Raw genomic sequence first — 15570 nt, forward strand, 5'->3', positions numbered from 1 at the left:
CGACGACATGGCTGAACCCACGCACAACCGCACCGTTCTGGTCCTGCTCGACCCGGCCGGCGAGGTCCGCTCGAGCGTCCTGGAGCTGCTCACCATCGGCCGCACCCTGGGCCGCGTCGAGGCCGTGACCCTGGAGGCGCCGAGCGTCGAGGCGCTCGCCCAGCTCGGCGCGTACGGGGTCGAGACCGTCCACCAGGCCGAGCTGCCCGCCGACCTGCGGGGCGACTCCCGTCACCTGTCCGCCGTCGTCGCCGCCGTGCTGGCGGCCGCCGTGCGCCTGACCGACGCCGACGTCGTGCTCGCGCCGGCGACGTTCGGCGCGAAGGAGGCGGTGGCCCTGGCCGGGCGCGAGCTCGGGGCCGGCGTCATCATCGACGCCGCGGGTGTCTCCGAGGACGACCAGGGGCACATCGTCGGCACCAAGCGGGTCTTCGCCGGGTCCTGGGACACGGCGAGCCGCGTCACGACCGACGTCGCCGCGCTGACCGTCCGGGCCAACGCCGTCGTCCCGCAGCCGGCGGAGACCGCCGTGGCCACCGAGGTCGAGGGGTTCGTCGTCAACGTCGCCGGAAACCTGCCGACGGTCACCTCCCGCACCGAGACCGTGCGGGACACGGACCGTCCCACGCTCGAGGAGGCGGCGATCGTCGTCGCCGGCGGGCGGGGCACCGACGGCGACTTCGGGCCCGTGCACGAGTTCGCCGACGCCGTCGGCGCGGCCGTGGGCGCGACCCGCGACGCCGTGTTCGAGGGCTGGTACGACCGGTACATCGGCCAGACGGGCGTCACCGTCGCCCCGCGCCTCTACGTCGGTGCGGGGATCTCCGGCGCGCCGCACCACCGCGGCGGCATGCAGGCCTCGCAGGTCATCGTCGCGGTCAACAACGACCCCGAGGCGCCGATCTTCGAGATCTGCGACTTCGCCGTCGTCGGGGAGCTGTCCGACGTGCTGACCCAGGCCGCCGAGGTCATCCGGGAGCACAAGGCCGCCCGGTAGCCCCCTCTCTCCCGCTGTGGGCATGAATTCTGCGGCCGCGGAGCGATCCGCGACCGCAGAATTCATGCCCACAGCGCTGTCCGGGCGCGGAGCGCCCGGCGCCCCGGGCTCAGCCGCCGGCGAAGGGCGGCAGCAGGTCGACCGTCGCGCCGTCGGGCACGACGTCGTCCGGTGCCGCCCGGCGGCCGTCGACCAGCACCGAGCAGCGGGCCAGCACCGGCGTGGCCCCGGGCGTGCGGGCGCCGAGGCGCCCGACGACGTCGCCGACGGTGGCCCCGTCGGGCATCGTGAGGGACTCGCCCGAGAGTCCCAGCGCGGCCCGGGCCGCCGCGAAGTAGCGCAGCTCCAGCACGTCCTCAGCCTCCGATCGCGCTCATCGTCCGCTCCGGCTGCACGAACGACGCGTCGTCCATGCCGTGACCGGCCCGCTTGCCCCACATGGCCGTGCGCCACAGGTCCGCGACGACGTCGTCCGGCGCGCCCTCGCGCAACGGCCCGAGCAGGTCGGTCTCGGTGTGCGCGAACAGGCAGTCGCGGATCCCGCCCTCGGCGGTGAGCCGGGTGCGGCGGCAGTCGCCGCAGAACGGCTCGGTCACCGAGGCGATGATGCCGACCCGGCCGAGCCGCTCGCCGGTGTCGCGGGACCGCACGACGAACCGTTCCGCCGGGGCTCCGTCGCGGGGCTCGGCGTCCGGTGCCAGGGTGAACCGCTCCCCGAGCAGCTCGCGCACCTCGGCCGCGGTCACCATCGCGGTGCGGTCCCACGCGTGGTCGGCGTCCAACGGCATCTGCTCGATGAACCGCAGCTCGAAACCGCGCTCCAGGCACCAGGACAGCAGGTCGGCGGCGTGGTCCAGGTTCACTCCGCGCACCAGCACGGCGTTGATCTTGACCAGGTCGAACACCCGCGCTGCCGCCTCGATCCCGGCCAGGGTGCGCTCCAGGAACGGGCGCCGGGCCAGGCGGGCGAAGGTGTCGGGGTCGAGCGTGTCCAGGGAGACGTTGACGCGGTCCAGCCCGGCGTCGCGCAGCGCCTCGGCGCGGGAGTCGAGGCCGACGGCGTTCGTGGTCAGGCTGATCTCCGGACGGGGGTCGAGCGCCGCGACGTCGGCCACGATCTCGGTGAGGTCTCGGCGCAGCAGCGGCTCGCCGCCGGTGAACCGCACCTGCCGGACCCCGAGGTCGCGCACGGCGATGCCGACCAGCCGGGCGATCTCCGCGCGCGTCATCACCTTCTCCCGCGCCAGGGCCGGCAGCCCCTCGGCGGGCATGCAGTAGGTGCAGCGCAGGTTGCACCGGTCGGTGAGCGAGACCCGCAGGTCCGTGGCGACCCGGCCGAAGGAGTCCACGAGCTGCGGGGTCCTCGGCCGGTCGCCGGGCAGGGAGGTGTCCCGCCAGGACGTCGGCAGGCGGGGGATGCCCAGGTCGACGAGCGTCATGGCCTCACGTCCCCTCGGGCCGCCAGCCCAGGGCCAGGCGGGCGGCGCGTTCGGCGGTGTCGTCGTCGGGGGTGGCCCGGCCGGCCGCGGCGGCGAGCCCCCGGGCGTACCCGACGAGATAGGTCGTCACCGGCGCGGCGGGCCGCGCCACGTGGTGGGCGGCGTCGCGGGCGAGGTCGAGCACCTCGCCGACGTCGATGCTGTCCGCGGGCAGACCGAGCTCCTGCTCGACGGCGGTCACCCAGCCCGCGAGCACGGCGGGGATCTCGTCGGTCATGGCGTCTCCTCCTCGCTGCCGCTCCCCGCCGGGCGCCCGGAGAGCCTGCGTACATCGTCCCAGGTATCCACGTCGTCGCTCACCCCTGTCTCGTCGGGCAGCGCGAGCAGCCGGAGGTCGGCGACCAGCCGGCGGACGGGGGCGCCGTGCGGGTCCGTCCCCGCCAGGGTGCGGGTCAGGGCCGCGCGCCGGTACAGCCCGGTCAGCCACTGCGCCCGACCGCCACGGTGCAGGTGCACGCCGTCGACGTCGGCGGCGGCGGAGGCGGAGGCCGCCGCGACGAGCGGACCGACGGCGTCCGGCGCGCCGGGGACGTCGACGGCGAGCACGAGGACCCAGGCAGGGGCGTCCGGCCGGTCCAGCGCGGCGAGACCCGCCGCCAGACCCGCCACCGGACCGCCGAAGGGCGGGTCCTCCCGGGTCACGACGACGTCCGTGCGGTCGGTGGCATGGCGCAGGGCCTCCGGCCCGACGACGGCGGTGCGCTCGGCGGCCGTGGTCGCCGCCAGGACGTGGTCGAACAGGGGTCGTCCCCGCACCACGACCCCGGGCTTGGCGGCACCGTCCAGCCGGGAGGCGCGGCCGCCGGCGAGCACCACGGCGTCGTACCTCATCGCGCCCCCGGGATCGGGACCAGGGGGAGCCGGTCGCCCGGGGCGACGTGCTCGACGTCGGCGGGGACGACCACCAGCGCGTCCGCGGCGGTCAGGGCGGACAGCCGGTGCACGTCCGGCCCGGCCGGGGCGACGCCGTCGGGTCCGGTCACGACGGGGACCACCTGCTCCGTGCCGGACGGGCTGGGCCACCCGACGGCGGCGCGGGCGGTGGCCGCGGGCGGGACGTCGAGTCCGGCCAGGCGCCGGACCGCGGGCAGCGCGTAGAGCACGGTCGAGACGAAGGCGCTGACCGGGTTGCCGGGCACGGCGATCCACGGTGTGCCGCGCCAGGTGGCCAGGGCCTGCGGTTTGCCGGGGCGCACGGCGACGGTGGCGACGTCGACGTCCGCGACATCAGGGGAGTCGAGGAGCTCGCGCACGACGTCGCTGGCCCCTGCCGACACCCCGCCGGACGTGACGATCAGGTCCACCACTCCCGTTGTGGGCATGAAATCTGCAGCCTCGGGCCGGTCCGGACCCGCGTTTTTCATGCCCACAACGTGGTCCAGGGCGGCGCGCAGGGCGTCCGCGTCGTCGGGGACCGCGCCGATGCGTACGACGTCGGCGCCGGCGGCGCGCACGAGCGCGGCGAGCATGAGGGAGTTGGAGTCGGCGATCGTGCCGGTCTCGGTGGTCCCGAGCGGGGCGAGCTCGGAGCCCGTGGACAGCACGGCGACCCGGGGACGGCGGCGCACCGGTAGCTCGACGAGCCCGGCGGCGGCCGCGGTGGCGACCAGACCCGGGCCGACGACGTCCCCGGCGCGGGCGATCGGGTCGCCTCGGCGCAGGTCCGTGCCCGCGCGACGTACGTGGTCGCGGGCCTGTCGGGAGAGGGTGACGGTGCGCTCCGTCGTCGGCCCCCCGGCCACGAAGTGTCCGGTGGAGGTCCGCTCGACCGGCACGACGGCGTCGAACCCGTCGGGCACGGGTGCTCCGGTCATGATCCGGACCGCTCCGCCGTCGGCTGCTCCGCCGTCGGCCGTTGTGGGCGGGAAATCTGCAACTCCGGGTGGGTCCGGAGTTGCAGATTTCATGCCCACAACGTCGGTGGGGGTGGGAGTGGGGGAGGGTCGGCCGGGCCGGCGGTCGGCGAGCACCGGCAGGGTGACGGCCGACCCGTCGGCCGGCAGGTCGTCGAGCCGGACGGTGTACCCGTCCATGGCCGCGTGGTCGAACGCCGGGACCGGGGCCGCCGCCGCGACGTCGTCGGCGAGGACGAGGCCCACGACCGTCGGGTCGTCCAGGCGCACGGGAGTCACCGGCAGCGGCTGCACGCGCGCGAGCGCCGCGCGGGTGTGCTCGGCGATCGTGCGCGGGCGTCCGGTGGTCATGTCCGTCACTGTAGGGACGCCGTGTGTCGCGGGTGCAGCACCGATCTCACAGCACGATCGGGGCCGCTGTGAGACGCTCGGTGCTCCGGCGGCCATCCCGACGCCCGCCACCTGCGGGAGCGCCGATCCGGTCGGCGCGGGACCGCGGCACCGCTGTCCGCATGGTGGGCGGACTTCTCACAGCACCCCGGGAACCCCTGAGAGTTTTGGCTCATGGGAAGTTCACGGCCCGAGACCGTGACGTGAAACACCCGCTTCCTACGGTCGTCCCACCGGCCCGACGTCGAGCCGGTCCGGACCCCGGCACCCGCCGGGGACCGTGACCCTCACGCCCGGCGCCGCCGGGTACGACCACGGATGGGAGAACGTCGATGGTTGCACCGACGAGTGGCACCACCGAGTCCGAGCCGGCGACCGCCGGCCCGGGGATCGACACCGGCGAGGCCCCGGCCCGCCCGGTCCACCGCTCCGGGCGGTGGATCGACCACTGGGACCCCGAGGACCCCGTCTTCTGGCGCGACGGAGGGCGCGCCATCGCGCGGCGCAACCTGTGGATCTCGGTCTTCGCGGAGTTCCTCGGGTTCTGCGTCTGGGCGATCTGGTCGATCGTGGTCCCGCAGCTTCCCGCGGCAGGCTTCGCCCTCACCGCCGACCAGATGTTCTGGCTCGTCGGTCTGCCGGCGCTCGTCGGCGCGACGCTCCGCATCCCGTACACCCTGGCCGTCCCCGTCTTCGGCGGACGCAACTGGACCATGATCTCCGCGGCGCTGCTGCTGATCCCGACCCTGTCCCTGGTGTGGGTGGTGCAGCGACCCGAGACGTCCTTCGGGCTCCTGCTGGCCGTCGCGGCGCTCGCGGGCTTCGGCGGCGGCAACTTCGCCTCGTCGATGGCGAACATCTCGTTCTTCTTCCCCGAGAAGGAGAAGGGTGCGGCGCTCGGCTGGAACGCGGCCGGCGGCAACATCGGCACCGCGGCCGTGCAGTTCGTCGTCCCGCTGGTGATCGTCACCGCGGCCGGCGTCTCCCTGCCGCGGGCCGGCTGGGTCTTCATCCCGTTCATCCTGCTGGCGGTGCTGCTCGCGTGGCGGTTCATGGACAACCTGTCCACCGCCAAGGCCGACCCCCGCTCCTTCGGCGTCGCGGCGCGGGAGAAGCACACCTGGCTGATCTCCTTCATCTACATCGGCACCTTCGGCAGCTTCGTCGGCTTCGCCGGTGCCTTCCCCACCCTGCTGGCCCGGGAGTTCCCCGAGGTCACGCTCTCGCTGGCCTTCATGGGTGCCCTCGTCGGCTCCGTCACCCGCCCGCTCGGCGGCTGGATCGCCGACCGCACCGGCGGTGCGGTCATCACGGTGGCCAGCTTCGTGGTGATGATGGTCGGCGCCTTCGGTGCCATCCAGGCGCTCGGCTCCGGCTCCTTCGGGCTCTTCTTCGGGTCGTTCATGCTGCTGTTCGTCGCCACCGGCGTCGGCAACGGCTCGGTCTACCGGATGATCCCGGCCACGTTCCGGATCGCCGACGTCGCGGGCGGCGGGGCCGGGACGGCGAAGGCCGCAGCGGGCTGCATCGGCATCGCCGGCGCGGTCGGCGCCTTCGGCGGGTTCCTCATCCCCCGCGGCTTCGCGATGTCGACGACGGCGACCGGCTCCCTCGTCCCGGCCCTGTGGGCGATCATCGGGGTCTACGTGGTGATGGCGCTGGTCACCTGGACCGTCTACGGCCGCCGCGGCAGCACGATGGGGGCTGCTCGGGTATGAGCAGCGCCGCTCCGACAGCGTCCGCGGCGACGCACTGCCCCTACTGCGCCCTGCAGTGCGGCATGGAGCTCACGCCCGTCGAGGGAACGGCGTCGTCGACGCCGGCCCCCGGCGGGCGTGCGCCCCTGCCCGTGGCCGTGAACCCGCGCGACTTCCCCACCAACGCGGGACGGCTGTGCCAGAAGGGCTGGACCAGCGCCGCGGTGCTGGACGTCGCGGACCGCATCACGACCCCGCTGGTCCGGGGCGCCGACGGGGAGCTCGCCCCGTCCACCTGGGACGAGGCGCTCGAGCTCGTCACCGCCCGGGTCCGCGCTATCCAGGCCGAGCACGGCCCCGAGGGCGTGGCGATCTTCGGGGGCGGCGGGCTCACCAACGAGAAGGCGTACGCGCTCGGCAAGTTCGCGCGCACGGTGCTGCGCACGCCGAACATCGACTACAACGGGCGGTTCTGCATGTCGTCCGCGGCGGCCGCCGGCAACCGGGCGTTCGGCGTGGACCGGGGCCTGCCGTTCCCCCTCACCGACCTGGGCGGTGCCGAGGCGATCCTGCTGCTCGGCTCCAACCCCGCCGAGACGATGCCCCCGTTCGTCCAGCACCTGGCCGGTGCCCGCGGGGCCGGCGGTCTCGTCGTCGTCGACCCGCGCCGGTCGGCCACCGCCCGGCTCGCCGAGGACGGCCAGGGAGCGCACGTCCAGCCGGTCCCCGGTACCGACCTGGTGGTGCTGCTGGCCCTGCTGCACGTCGTCGTCGCCGAGCAGCTCGTCGACAGCGCCTACCTCGCCGAGCGGACCAGCGGGTACGACGACGTCGTGCGGTCCGTGGCCGCCTGGTGGCCGGAGCGTGCCGAGACCGTCTGCGGCGTCCCCGCCGAGGAGCTGCGTGGACTGGCGCGGCGGCTCGCGGCCGCCTCCCCGGCACGCGGTGGGCGCGGTGCCTACGTCCTCACCGGCCGCGGGGTGGAGCAGTCCACCCAGGGCACCGCGACGGTGACCGCGGCGATCAACCTGTCGCTCGCGCTCGGCCTGATCGGCCGCGAGGGCTCCGGCTACGGCTGCCTGACGGGGCAGGGCAACGGCCAGGGCGGGCGTGAGCACGGGCAGAAGTCGGACCAGCTGCCCGGATACCGCAAGATCGACGACCCGGTCGCGCGTGAGCACGTCGCCTCCGTGTGGGGCGTGGACCCCGCGACGATCCCCGGGCCGGGCAAGCCCGCCGTGGCGCTGCTCAGCTCGCTGGCCACCCCCGGCGGGCCGCAGGCGCTGTTCGTGCACGGCTCGAACGTGCTCGTCTCGGCGCCGAACGCCGACCGCGTCCGCGAGCGCCTGGAGGCCCTGGACCTGCTGGTGGTGTGCGACTTCGTCCCCTCCGAGACCGCCCGGATCGCCGACGTCGTCCTCCCGGTGACGCAGTGGGCCGAGGAGGAGGGCACGATGACGTCCCTGGAGGGGCGCGTCATCCGGCGGCGGCAGGCCGTGGACGCGCCGGGCGAGGCGCGTTCGGAGCTGTGGCTGCTGGCCGAGCTGGCGCGGCGCCTCGGCTCGGAGGTCCACTTCGGCACGGACCCGGCCGAGGTCTTCGACGAGCTCGCGCGCGCCTCCGCCGGAGGACCGGCGGACTACTCCGGGCTGTCGCACGCCCGGCTGGACGCCCACGAGAACAGCGGCGGCGCGGGGCTGTACTGGCCCTGCCCGGCCCCGGCGGACGGGGCCGAGCACCCGGGCACCCCGCGGATGTTCCTGGACTCCTTCGGTACTCCGGACGGGCGGGCACGCATGGTCCCGGTCGACCACGGCGGACCGGCCGACGACGTGCGCGGCGACGCCCCGACCTACCTGGTCACGGGCCGCGTCCTGCAGCACTACCAGTCCGGCGCCCAGACGCGCCGGGTGCCCGACCTGGACCGGCTGGTCCCCGAGCCGTACGTCGAGCTGCACCCGCAGCTCGGCCTGCGCGTCGGGGTGGCCGACGGCGACCGGGTCCGGCTGACCTCGGCCCGCGGCGTGGTCGAGGCGGTCGCCCGCTGGACCGACGCGGTGCGTCCGGAGGTCGTGTTCATGCCGTTCCACTGGGGCGGCCTCGGCGGCGTCAACCGGATCACCAGCGACGCCGTCGACCCGATCAGCTCCATGCCCGAGTTCAAGGTGTGCGCGGTGGCGGTGACCCCTGCCGGGCCCGCCACCGCGTCCGCGCAGGACGACCACGACACCCAGGAGGTGCCGGTATGACGCTCCACGTACCGACGAAGATCGTCGTCGTCGGGAACGGCATGGTCGGCTCCCGGCTGGTCGACGAGCTGGTGCGCCGCAGCACGGGCGCCTTCGACATCACGGTGCTCGGCGCGGAGCCGTACGAGCCGTACAACCGGGTGCTGCTCAGCGACGTCGTGGCGGGGCGCACCGACGTGGCCGCGATCTCGATGCCGCAGGTCGGCGGCGAGCACGTGACCACCCTGCGGGAGGTCACGGCGGTGTCGATCGACCGGATCCGGCGCACGGTCACCGACGACGCCGGTGCGGTGCATCCCTACGACCACCTGGTGCTGGCCACCGGCTCCCGGGCCCGCGTCCTGCCGCTGCCGGGTCTGCGCTCGGCCGACGGCGACCCGTACCTGCCCGGCGGTGTGCACGCGCTGCGCACTCTCGACGACGCCCGCGACATCGTGGCGGGCAGCCTCCACACCACGCGCGCCGTCGTGGTCGGCGGGGGCGTGCTCGGGGTGGAGTCCGCCTACGGGCTGGCCGCTCGCGGGCTGGCGGTGACCCTGGTGGACACCGGGGAGGCGCCGATGCACCGCCAGCTCGACACGGACGCCGGCGCGGTGCTGGCCGCGGGGCTGGAGGCCCACGGTGTGACGGTCCGGTCCGGGGTGCGGCCCAGCGAGGTGCTCGTGGCCGGCGGCCGGGCCGTCGGGGTGCGGATCGACACGGGCGCCGACGGCGACGGCGAGGTGCTCGCCGCCGGGCTCGTGGTGCTGACCACCGGCACGGTCCCGGAGACCGGGATCGCCGCGGACGCGGGTCTGCCGACGGACCGCGGGATCGTCGTCGGGCACGACCTGGCGAGCCCGGCCGACCGGAGGGTCTTCGCGATCGGCGACTGCGCCCAGCCGCCGCAGGGCTCGCGCGGTCTGGTCGCCGAGGGCTGGGACCACGCACGTCGCCTCGCCGACCACCTGTCCTCCCTGGTCACGGCCCGCGAGGACGCTTCCCGGCGGGCGGCGGACCGGCCCCGCGAGCACCTGCGCTTCCCGCACGAGGGGGAGCGGCCCTCGATGGCGGTGCGTCTCGGCACGCTGCTCGCGACCCGCGCCCCGACGGAAGACGGCATCGACACCCGCGGCACCGACGTCGTCAAGGTCAAAGCCGGTCCGTTGAGCGTGGTGTCCATGGGGGCGGCGGGCACGGGTCGACAGCCGCGTCCGGGGGAGCGGGCCGTGCGGCTGGCGGACCCGGCCGGCGGCCGGTTCGTCGAGGCCGTGGTCGCCGGCGGACTGCTCGTCGGGGCCACCTGCGTGGGCGACGCCCGGGTGGCGGCCGACCTCACCGCCGCCTACACGCGGCGCACGCCGGTCCCGGTGGACCCGGCGTTCCTCCTGCTCACCCCCGTGATGCCGAGCGCGGAGCCGGCCACGTCGCCCGAGCACATGCCCGACGACGCGATCGTGTGCCGGTGCAACGGGGTGAGCAAGCACGACATCACCGCCTGCTGGGACGACGGGGCCCGCAGCACGGACGACATCGCGGCCGCCACCCGGGCGACCACGGGGTGCGGCAGCTGCACCGAGGCCGTGTGCGGGCTCGCCGACTGGCTGGCCGCCACCCGCGGCGCCGACGTCGAACCCGACGCGGACCCCGCACCGGCCGGACTCGCCACGGTCTGAGCCGCCCCGAGCTCCGGGGCGCCCGACGGACCCCTCGCCGTCGGGCGCCCCGGACGTCCGTCCGCTTCTCTCACCGTGCCGCCCGCCGGCGTGAGCAAGATGTTCGCATCAGGTAACCCCTCCCTGACGGCGCGGTCACGGTGGCTGCCTACCGTCGACGACATGAGCAGCGAGCCCACCACCTCCCAGCAGACCGACGGGCGCCGGCACGTGGTCGTCGTCGGCGGCGGCCCCGTCGCGCAGCGTTTCGTCGAGGCGCTGCGCTCGCGCGACACCGACGGCGCGTGGCGCGTCAGCGTCTTCGCCGACGAGCCGCGCAAGCCGTACGACCGGGTCGGCCTGACCCGCTACTTCGAGGTCCGTGACCCCGAGGAGCTCACCCTGGGCGACCCGGCGCTGTGGGACGACCCGCTCGTCGAGCTGCACCGCGACTGCCTCGTCGAGTCGATCGACCGCGAGCACCGGACCGTCACCGACCGGCTCGGGCGGGTGCATCCCTATGACGAGCTGGTGCTGGCGACCGGGTCGAACGCGGCGATGCCGCCGATCCCCGGCAACGACCTGCCCGGCGTCTTCGTCTACCGCACGATCGACGACGTGGCCGCCCTGCGCGGCTGGGTCGAGGCCAAGCGCGAGGCAGGTCGGGTCGAGACCCGCGGCGGCGTCGTCGAGAAGCCGGTGCGCGGCGCGGTCATCGGCGGCGGCCTGCTCGGGCTCGAGGCCGCCGGCGCGCTCAAGGCGCTCGGCGCGCAGGCCACCGTCATCGAGTTCGGCACCCACCTCATGGGCGTGCAGTGCGACCTCGGCGGCGGCCAGGCGCTCCAGCGCCTCATCAACGACAAGGGCATCGCGGTCCGTCCGGAGACCGCCACGAAGAAGATGGCGCCGCACCGCCGCACCGGGCACGTCGGACGGCTGGACTTCGGCGACGGCGGCCGCCTCGACGTCGACGTCGTCGTCGTGGCCACCGGCGTGCGCCCCCGTGACGAGCTGGCCCGCGCCGCAGGCCTGCCGGTCGGCGAGCGCGGCGGCGCCGTCGTCGACCTGACCTGCCGCACCGAGGACCCGCACGTCTGGGCGATCGGCGAGGTCGCCTGCATCGAGGGACGCTGCCTCGGGCTCGTGGCTCCGGGCAACACCATGGCGGAGGTCGTGGTCGATCGGCTGCTGGGCGGCGAGGCCGAGTTCCCCGGCGCGGACACCGCCACCAAGCTCAAGCTCTCCGGCGTCGACGTCGCCTCCTTCGGTGACGCCCACGGTCGCACCGAGGACTGCGTCGAGGTGGTCTGGGCCGACCCGACCGCCGGCGTCTACAAGAAGCTCGTGCTCTCGGACGACGCCACGACCCTGCTCGGCGGCGTGTTCGTCGGTGACGCCACGCCGTACGCCTCGCTGCGCCCGATGCTCGGTGCCGAGCTCCCGGGGGACCCGGCGGCGTTCCTGCTGCCCGAGGGCGCGGGCGCCGCACCGGACATCGAGCTGCCCGACGACGCCAACGTCTGCTCGTGCAACAACGTCTCGGCCGGCACGATCCGCCGGGCGGTGACCGAGCACGACTGCTCCTCCGTCGGGGACGTCAAGAGCTGCACCCAGGCCGGCACCACCTGCGGCGCCTGCCTGCCGCTGGTCAAGAAGATCACCGAGACCGAGATGGAGCGCGCCGGCATCGAGGTCTCGACCGCGCTGTGCGAGCACTTCGCGATGACGCGCGCCCAGCTCTTCGACGCCGTCCGGGTGGCCGACCTGCACTCCTTCAGCGACATCATCGAGCGCTTCGGCACCGTCCCCCAGGGCGCGAGCAGCCCGGGGCGCGGCTGCGACATCTGCAAGCCCGTCGTCGCCTCGATCCTGGCCAGCCAGGGCAACGGGCACATCCTGGCCGGCGAGCAGTCCGCCCTGCAGGACACCAACGACCACATGCTCGCCAACATGCAGAAGGACGGCACCTACTCCGTCGTCCCGCGGGTGCCGGGCGGCGAGATCACCCCCGAGGGCCTCATCGTCATCGGGCAGGTCGCGAAGGACTTCGGGCTCTACACGAAGATCACCGGCGGGCAGCGCATCGACATGTTCGGCGCCCGCGTCGAGCAGCTCCCGGAGATCTGGAAGGTGCTGGTCGAGGCCGGGTTCGAGTCCGGTCACGCCTACGGCAAGTCGCTGCGCACGGTGAAGTCCTGCGTCGGGTCGACCTGGTGCCGCTACGGCGTGCAGGACTCGGTCGGCATGGCCGTCGAGCTCGAGCTGCGGTACCGCGGCCTGCGCAGCCCGCACAAGCTCAAGCTCGGTGTCTCGGGCTGCGCCCGCGAGTGCGCCGAGGCCCGCGGCAAGGACGTCGGCGTCATCGCCACCGACAAGGGCTGGAACCTCTACGTGGCGGGCAACGGCGGCCAGACGCCCAAGCACGCCCAGCTCCTGGCCGAGGACCTGGACTCCGCGACGCTGCTGCGCACCATCGACCGGTTCCTCATGCTCTACGTCCGCACCGCCGACCGCCTGCAGCGCACCGCGCCGTGGGTCGAGGAGTACGAGGGTGGCCTGGAGGCGATCCGCGAGGTCGTCCTGGAGGACTCCCTCGGCATCGCCGCCGACCTCGACGCGGCGATGGCCGCCCACGTCGGCGCCTACGAGGACGAGTGGAGGGCCGTCCTGGAGGACCCGGACAAGCTGGCCCGGTTCGGCTCGTTCGTCAACGCGCCGACCACCCCGGACCCGGACCTGGCCTACGTCGCCGAGCGCGGCCAGAAGCGCCCGGCCACCCCCGAGGAGATCGCCGCCGGCCCCGCCGGCCCCGTCGACCCCGAGCTCTCCGGCCCGGTCCTGGTGACCGGTCCCACGTTGGAGGTCCGCGCATGACCCCGACCGAGCTGTCCACCGACCGACCGACCGACCCGGAGGCCACCATGACCGCGACCGACACCGCCGCGCCGACCTGGACGGCCGTGTGCGGGCTCACCGACCTGGTGCCCGAGCGAGGCGCGGCCGCTCTGCTGGAGCGCGCCGACGGCTCGCCCGTGCAGGTCGCCGTGTTCCGGCTGCTCGACGACGCCGTGCACGCCGTCCAGCAGCTCGACCCGTACTCCGGCGCGAACGTCATGTCCCGCGGCATCGTGGGCACCCGCGGCGGCGAGCCCACCGTGGCCTCACCGGTCTACAAGCAGGTCTTCGCGCTGCGCACGGGCGAGTGCCTCGAATCCGGCGGCAAGAGCCCGCAGGCCGGTCTCGGCGTGCACCTGGAGTCCTTTCCCGCCGAGGTGCGCGACGGCGTCGTGCACGTGCGGGTGACCTGAGATGGCCGCGCAGCCCGGGCACGTCTCCCTCGTCGGCGCCGGCCCCGGCGCCGCCGACCTGCTGACCTACCGGGCCTGGCGGGCGATCGCGCGGGCCGACGTCGTCCTGCACGACCGCCTCGTGCCGCTCGAGGTCCTCGAGGACCTGGGGGACGACGTCGAGGTGATCGACGTCGGCAAGGCCCCCGGGAAGCACAAGGTCCCGCAGCCCGAGATCGACGCGCTGCTGGTCGACCGGGCGCTCCGGGGGCGGCGGGTGGTGCGGCTCAAGGGCGGCGACCCGTTCGTCTTCGGCCGCGGGGGAGAGGAGTACGCGGCCTGCCGACGGGCCGGGGTCGCCGTCGAGGTCGTGCCCGGGGTGTCCGCGGCGCTCGCGGTCCCGGCGCTGGCCGGGATCCCGCTGACCCACCGGGGGACGACGACGGCGTTCCACGTGGTCACGGCGCACACCCGCGTCGGGGAGCAGCAGCTGGACGACACCGCGGTGTCTTGCGTCACGGACGGGACGGCTACGCTGGTCATCCTCATGGGAGTGTCCTCCCTGCCGGCGATCGTGACCAGGTTGCTCGACGCCGGGGCGGGTCCGGAGACGCCCGTGGCGGTGGTCGAGCGGGGCTCGACACCCGACCAGCGGGTCACCCGGACGGTCCTCGACCTGGCGGCCAAGCGGGCCGACGAGGCCGGGGTCCGGGCGCCCGCCGTGATCGTGATCGGTGCCGTCGCGGCACCGGGACTGCTGGAAGGGGCGACGAGTGCCGAGCCCGGGGACCCCGTCGTGGGGAGCACGCGTGGCTGAGACCGCGGCGCGACCTGCCCTCGGACAGGTCATGGCCGGCTGCACCGTGCTCGTCACGGCCGACCGGCGCTCCGGTGAGCTCGCCGCCGCCCTGGAGCGCCGGGGCGCGACCATCCGGCACGCGCCGGCGCTGAGCATGGTCCCGCACGTGGACGACGACGCCCTGATCGCCGCGACGGGGACCCTCGTGGACGACCCGCCGGACGTCGTCGTGGCCACCACCGGGGTGGGTTTCCGGGCCTGGATCGAGGCGGCGGACGCCCACGGGCTCGCCGACGACCTGCTGCGCGTCCTCGGCGAGGCCCGCATCGTCGCCCGGGGCCCCAAGGCGCGCGGCGCCGTCCAGGCCGCCGGGCTGGCCACCGACTGGGTGGCGGAGTCCGAGACGTCGGCCGAGGTCGCCGAGGTGCTGCTCAGCGAGGGCGTGCAGGGGCTGCACATCGCGATCCAGCACCACGGTGCCGGGGCCGACGGGCTGGACGAGGTGTTCGCCACGGCCGGTGCGCGGGTGTCCCCGCTGGTCGTGTACCGCTGGGGCCCGGCGCCCGACCCGGAGGCCGTGACGGCGTCGGTCCGGGCCGCCGCCGAGGGTGAGATCGACGCCGTGGTGTTCACCTCCGCCCCGGGGGCCGAGGCCTGGATGGAGGCCGTGGAGCACGCGGGCGTCCTCGACGAGGTCGTCGCGCGGTGCGCGAGCGGCGAGATGGTCGCCGCCTCCGTCGGCCCGGTGACGTCCCGGCCGCTGGCCGCCCGCGGCGTGGCGCCGCTGGAGCCCGAGCGTGGCCGGCTCGGGGCGCTGGTGCGGACGCTGGTCGGGCACTACGAGCACATCGACTCCGTCGCGCTGGGCACCGTCGCCGGCCCGCTGGTGATCCGGGCCCGCGTCGCCGTGCTGGACGGGCAGGTGCTGCCGCTGTCGCCGACGGGGGTCGAGGTCCTGCGCCTGCTGGCCGCCGCCGGCGGGGACGTCGTCACGCGGGACCAGGTGCTCGACGTCCTGCCGGGCGTGTCCCGCGACGGGCACGCCGTGGAGGTCGCGATCGCCCGGCTGCGCGAGGCCACCGGGCGCAAGGACCTGGTCAAGACGGTCGTCAAACGCGGCTACCGCCTCGAGCTGGCGCACCGCTGACCACCGCCGGCCACCGCC

At 75.0% G+C, this 15570-nt stretch carries 13 protein-coding genes; 8 read left to right on the top strand and 5 right to left on the bottom strand.

All coding sequences use genetic code 11. The features are described from left to right. Positions 1–7 precede the first annotated feature (7 nt). Positions 8–997, top strand: coding sequence for an electron transfer flavoprotein subunit alpha/FixB family protein (locus Q6347_RS05290; protein WP_304602395.1), 990 nt, complete (start codon positions 8–10; stop codon positions 995–997). A gap of 109 nt (positions 998–1106) precedes the next feature. Here the strand turns inward: Q6347_RS05290 and Q6347_RS05295 are convergent, their stop codons facing one another. The 5 genes from Q6347_RS05295 to Q6347_RS05315 are packed head-to-tail and all read right to left on the bottom strand — an operon-like array spanning position 1107 to position 4700. Continuing rightward, positions 1107–1349 carry a MoaD/ThiS family protein gene (locus Q6347_RS05295; protein WP_171245526.1) on the bottom strand — a complete coding sequence of 81 codons (243 nt, stop codon included), beginning with the start codon at positions 1347–1349 and terminating at the stop codon, positions 1107–1109. Between the two features lie 4 nt (positions 1350–1353). Beyond that, positions 1354–2436 (bottom strand): GTP 3',8-cyclase MoaA, encoded by a 1083-nt coding sequence (gene moaA, locus Q6347_RS05300; RefSeq protein WP_304606836.1) that lies wholly within the window; start codon positions 2434–2436, stop codon positions 1354–1356. A gap of 4 nt (positions 2437–2440) precedes the next feature. Then, on the bottom strand, positions 2441–2713 hold the full coding sequence (locus Q6347_RS05305; RefSeq protein WP_304602392.1) for a DUF6457 domain-containing protein: 273 nt from the start codon (positions 2711–2713) through the stop codon (positions 2441–2443). Next, positions 2710–3327 (bottom strand): molybdenum cofactor guanylyltransferase, encoded by a 618-nt coding sequence (locus Q6347_RS05310; RefSeq protein WP_304606837.1) that lies wholly within the window; start codon positions 3325–3327, stop codon positions 2710–2712. The genes Q6347_RS05305 and Q6347_RS05310 overlap by 4 nt, the downstream gene beginning before the upstream one ends. Continuing rightward, positions 3324–4700 carry a molybdopterin molybdotransferase MoeA gene (locus tag Q6347_RS05315; RefSeq protein ID WP_304606838.1) on the bottom strand — a complete coding sequence of 459 codons (1377 nt, stop codon included), beginning with the start codon at positions 4698–4700 and terminating at the stop codon, positions 3324–3326. Before Q6347_RS05315 ends, Q6347_RS05310 begins: the two co-directional genes overlap by 4 nt. A gap of 371 nt (positions 4701–5071) precedes the next feature. Here Q6347_RS05315 and Q6347_RS05320 point away from each other — a divergent pair, with 371 nt between their 5' ends. The 7 genes from Q6347_RS05320 (at position 5072) to Q6347_RS05350 (ending at position 15552) form a co-directional block, all read left to right on the top strand. Continuing rightward, positions 5072–6457: an MFS transporter gene (locus Q6347_RS05320; RefSeq protein WP_304602389.1), complete on the top strand. Its 1386-nt coding sequence runs from the start codon at positions 5072–5074 to the stop codon at positions 6455–6457. Continuing rightward, positions 6454–8685: a molybdopterin oxidoreductase family protein gene (locus Q6347_RS05325; protein WP_304606839.1), complete on the top strand. Its 2232-nt coding sequence runs from the start codon at positions 6454–6456 to the stop codon at positions 8683–8685. The genes Q6347_RS05320 and Q6347_RS05325 overlap by 4 nt, the downstream gene beginning before the upstream one ends. Further along, positions 8682–10340 carry an FAD-dependent oxidoreductase gene (locus tag Q6347_RS05330; protein WP_304606840.1) on the top strand — a complete coding sequence of 553 codons (1659 nt, stop codon included), beginning with the start codon at positions 8682–8684 and terminating at the stop codon, positions 10338–10340. Before Q6347_RS05325 ends, Q6347_RS05330 begins: the two co-directional genes overlap by 4 nt. Before the next feature lie 162 nt (positions 10341–10502). After that, positions 10503–13193: a nitrite reductase large subunit NirB gene (gene nirB / locus Q6347_RS05335; RefSeq protein WP_304602386.1), complete on the top strand. Its 2691-nt coding sequence runs from the start codon at positions 10503–10505 to the stop codon at positions 13191–13193. Between the two features lie 47 nt (positions 13194–13240). Beyond that, a complete protein-coding gene (gene nirD / locus Q6347_RS05340) occupies positions 13241–13627 on the top strand; it encodes a nitrite reductase small subunit NirD (RefSeq protein ID WP_304603066.1) in 387 nt (128 codons plus the stop codon). A 1-nt stretch (position 13628) separates the two neighbouring features. After that, on the top strand, positions 13629–14423 hold the full coding sequence (gene cobA, locus Q6347_RS05345) for a uroporphyrinogen-III C-methyltransferase (protein WP_304606841.1): 795 nt from the start codon (positions 13629–13631) through the stop codon (positions 14421–14423). A gap of 31 nt (positions 14424–14454) precedes the next feature. After that, positions 14455–15552, top strand: coding sequence for a uroporphyrinogen-III synthase (locus Q6347_RS05350; protein ID WP_304606884.1), 1098 nt, complete (start codon positions 14455–14457; stop codon positions 15550–15552). Positions 15553–15570 lie beyond the last annotated feature (18 nt).

Origin of the sequence: Isoptericola sp. b408 (assembly GCF_030588085.1) — a bacterium.
GTDB lineage: Bacteria > Actinomycetota > Actinomycetes > Actinomycetales > Cellulomonadaceae > Isoptericola > Isoptericola sediminis.

Bases quoted from the DNA above. Each gene is read 5' to 3' on its own strand.
- nirD (WP_304603066.1), top strand. From the start codon at position 13,241: ATGACCGCGACCGACACCGCCGCGCCGACCTGGACGGCCGTGTGCGGG.
- nirB (WP_304602386.1), top strand. From the start codon at position 10,503: ATGAGCAGCGAGCCCACCACCTCCCAGCAGACCGACGGGCGCCGGCAC.
- Q6347_RS05305 (WP_304602392.1), bottom strand. From the start codon at position 2,713: ATGACCGACGAGATCCCCGCCGTGCTCGCGGGCTGGGTGACCGCCGTC.
- moaA (WP_304606836.1), bottom strand. From the start codon at position 2,436: ATGACGCTCGTCGACCTGGGCATCCCCCGCCTGCCGACGTCCTGGCGG.
- Q6347_RS05310 (WP_304606837.1), bottom strand. From the start codon at position 3,327: ATGAGGTACGACGCCGTGGTGCTCGCCGGCGGCCGCGCCTCCCGGCTG.
- Q6347_RS05330 (WP_304606840.1), top strand. From the start codon at position 8,682: ATGACGCTCCACGTACCGACGAAGATCGTCGTCGTCGGGAACGGCATG.
- Q6347_RS05290 (WP_304602395.1), top strand. From the start codon at position 8: ATGGCTGAACCCACGCACAACCGCACCGTTCTGGTCCTGCTCGACCCG.
- Q6347_RS05350 (WP_304606884.1), top strand. From the start codon at position 14,455: ATGGCCGGCTGCACCGTGCTCGTCACGGCCGACCGGCGCTCCGGTGAG.
- Q6347_RS05320 (WP_304602389.1), top strand. From the start codon at position 5,072: ATGGTTGCACCGACGAGTGGCACCACCGAGTCCGAGCCGGCGACCGCC.
- cobA (WP_304606841.1), top strand. From the start codon at position 13,629: ATGGCCGCGCAGCCCGGGCACGTCTCCCTCGTCGGCGCCGGCCCCGGC.
- Q6347_RS05315 (WP_304606838.1), bottom strand. From the start codon at position 4,700: ATGACCACCGGACGCCCGCGCACGATCGCCGAGCACACCCGCGCGGCG.
- Q6347_RS05325 (WP_304606839.1), top strand. From the start codon at position 6,454: ATGAGCAGCGCCGCTCCGACAGCGTCCGCGGCGACGCACTGCCCCTAC.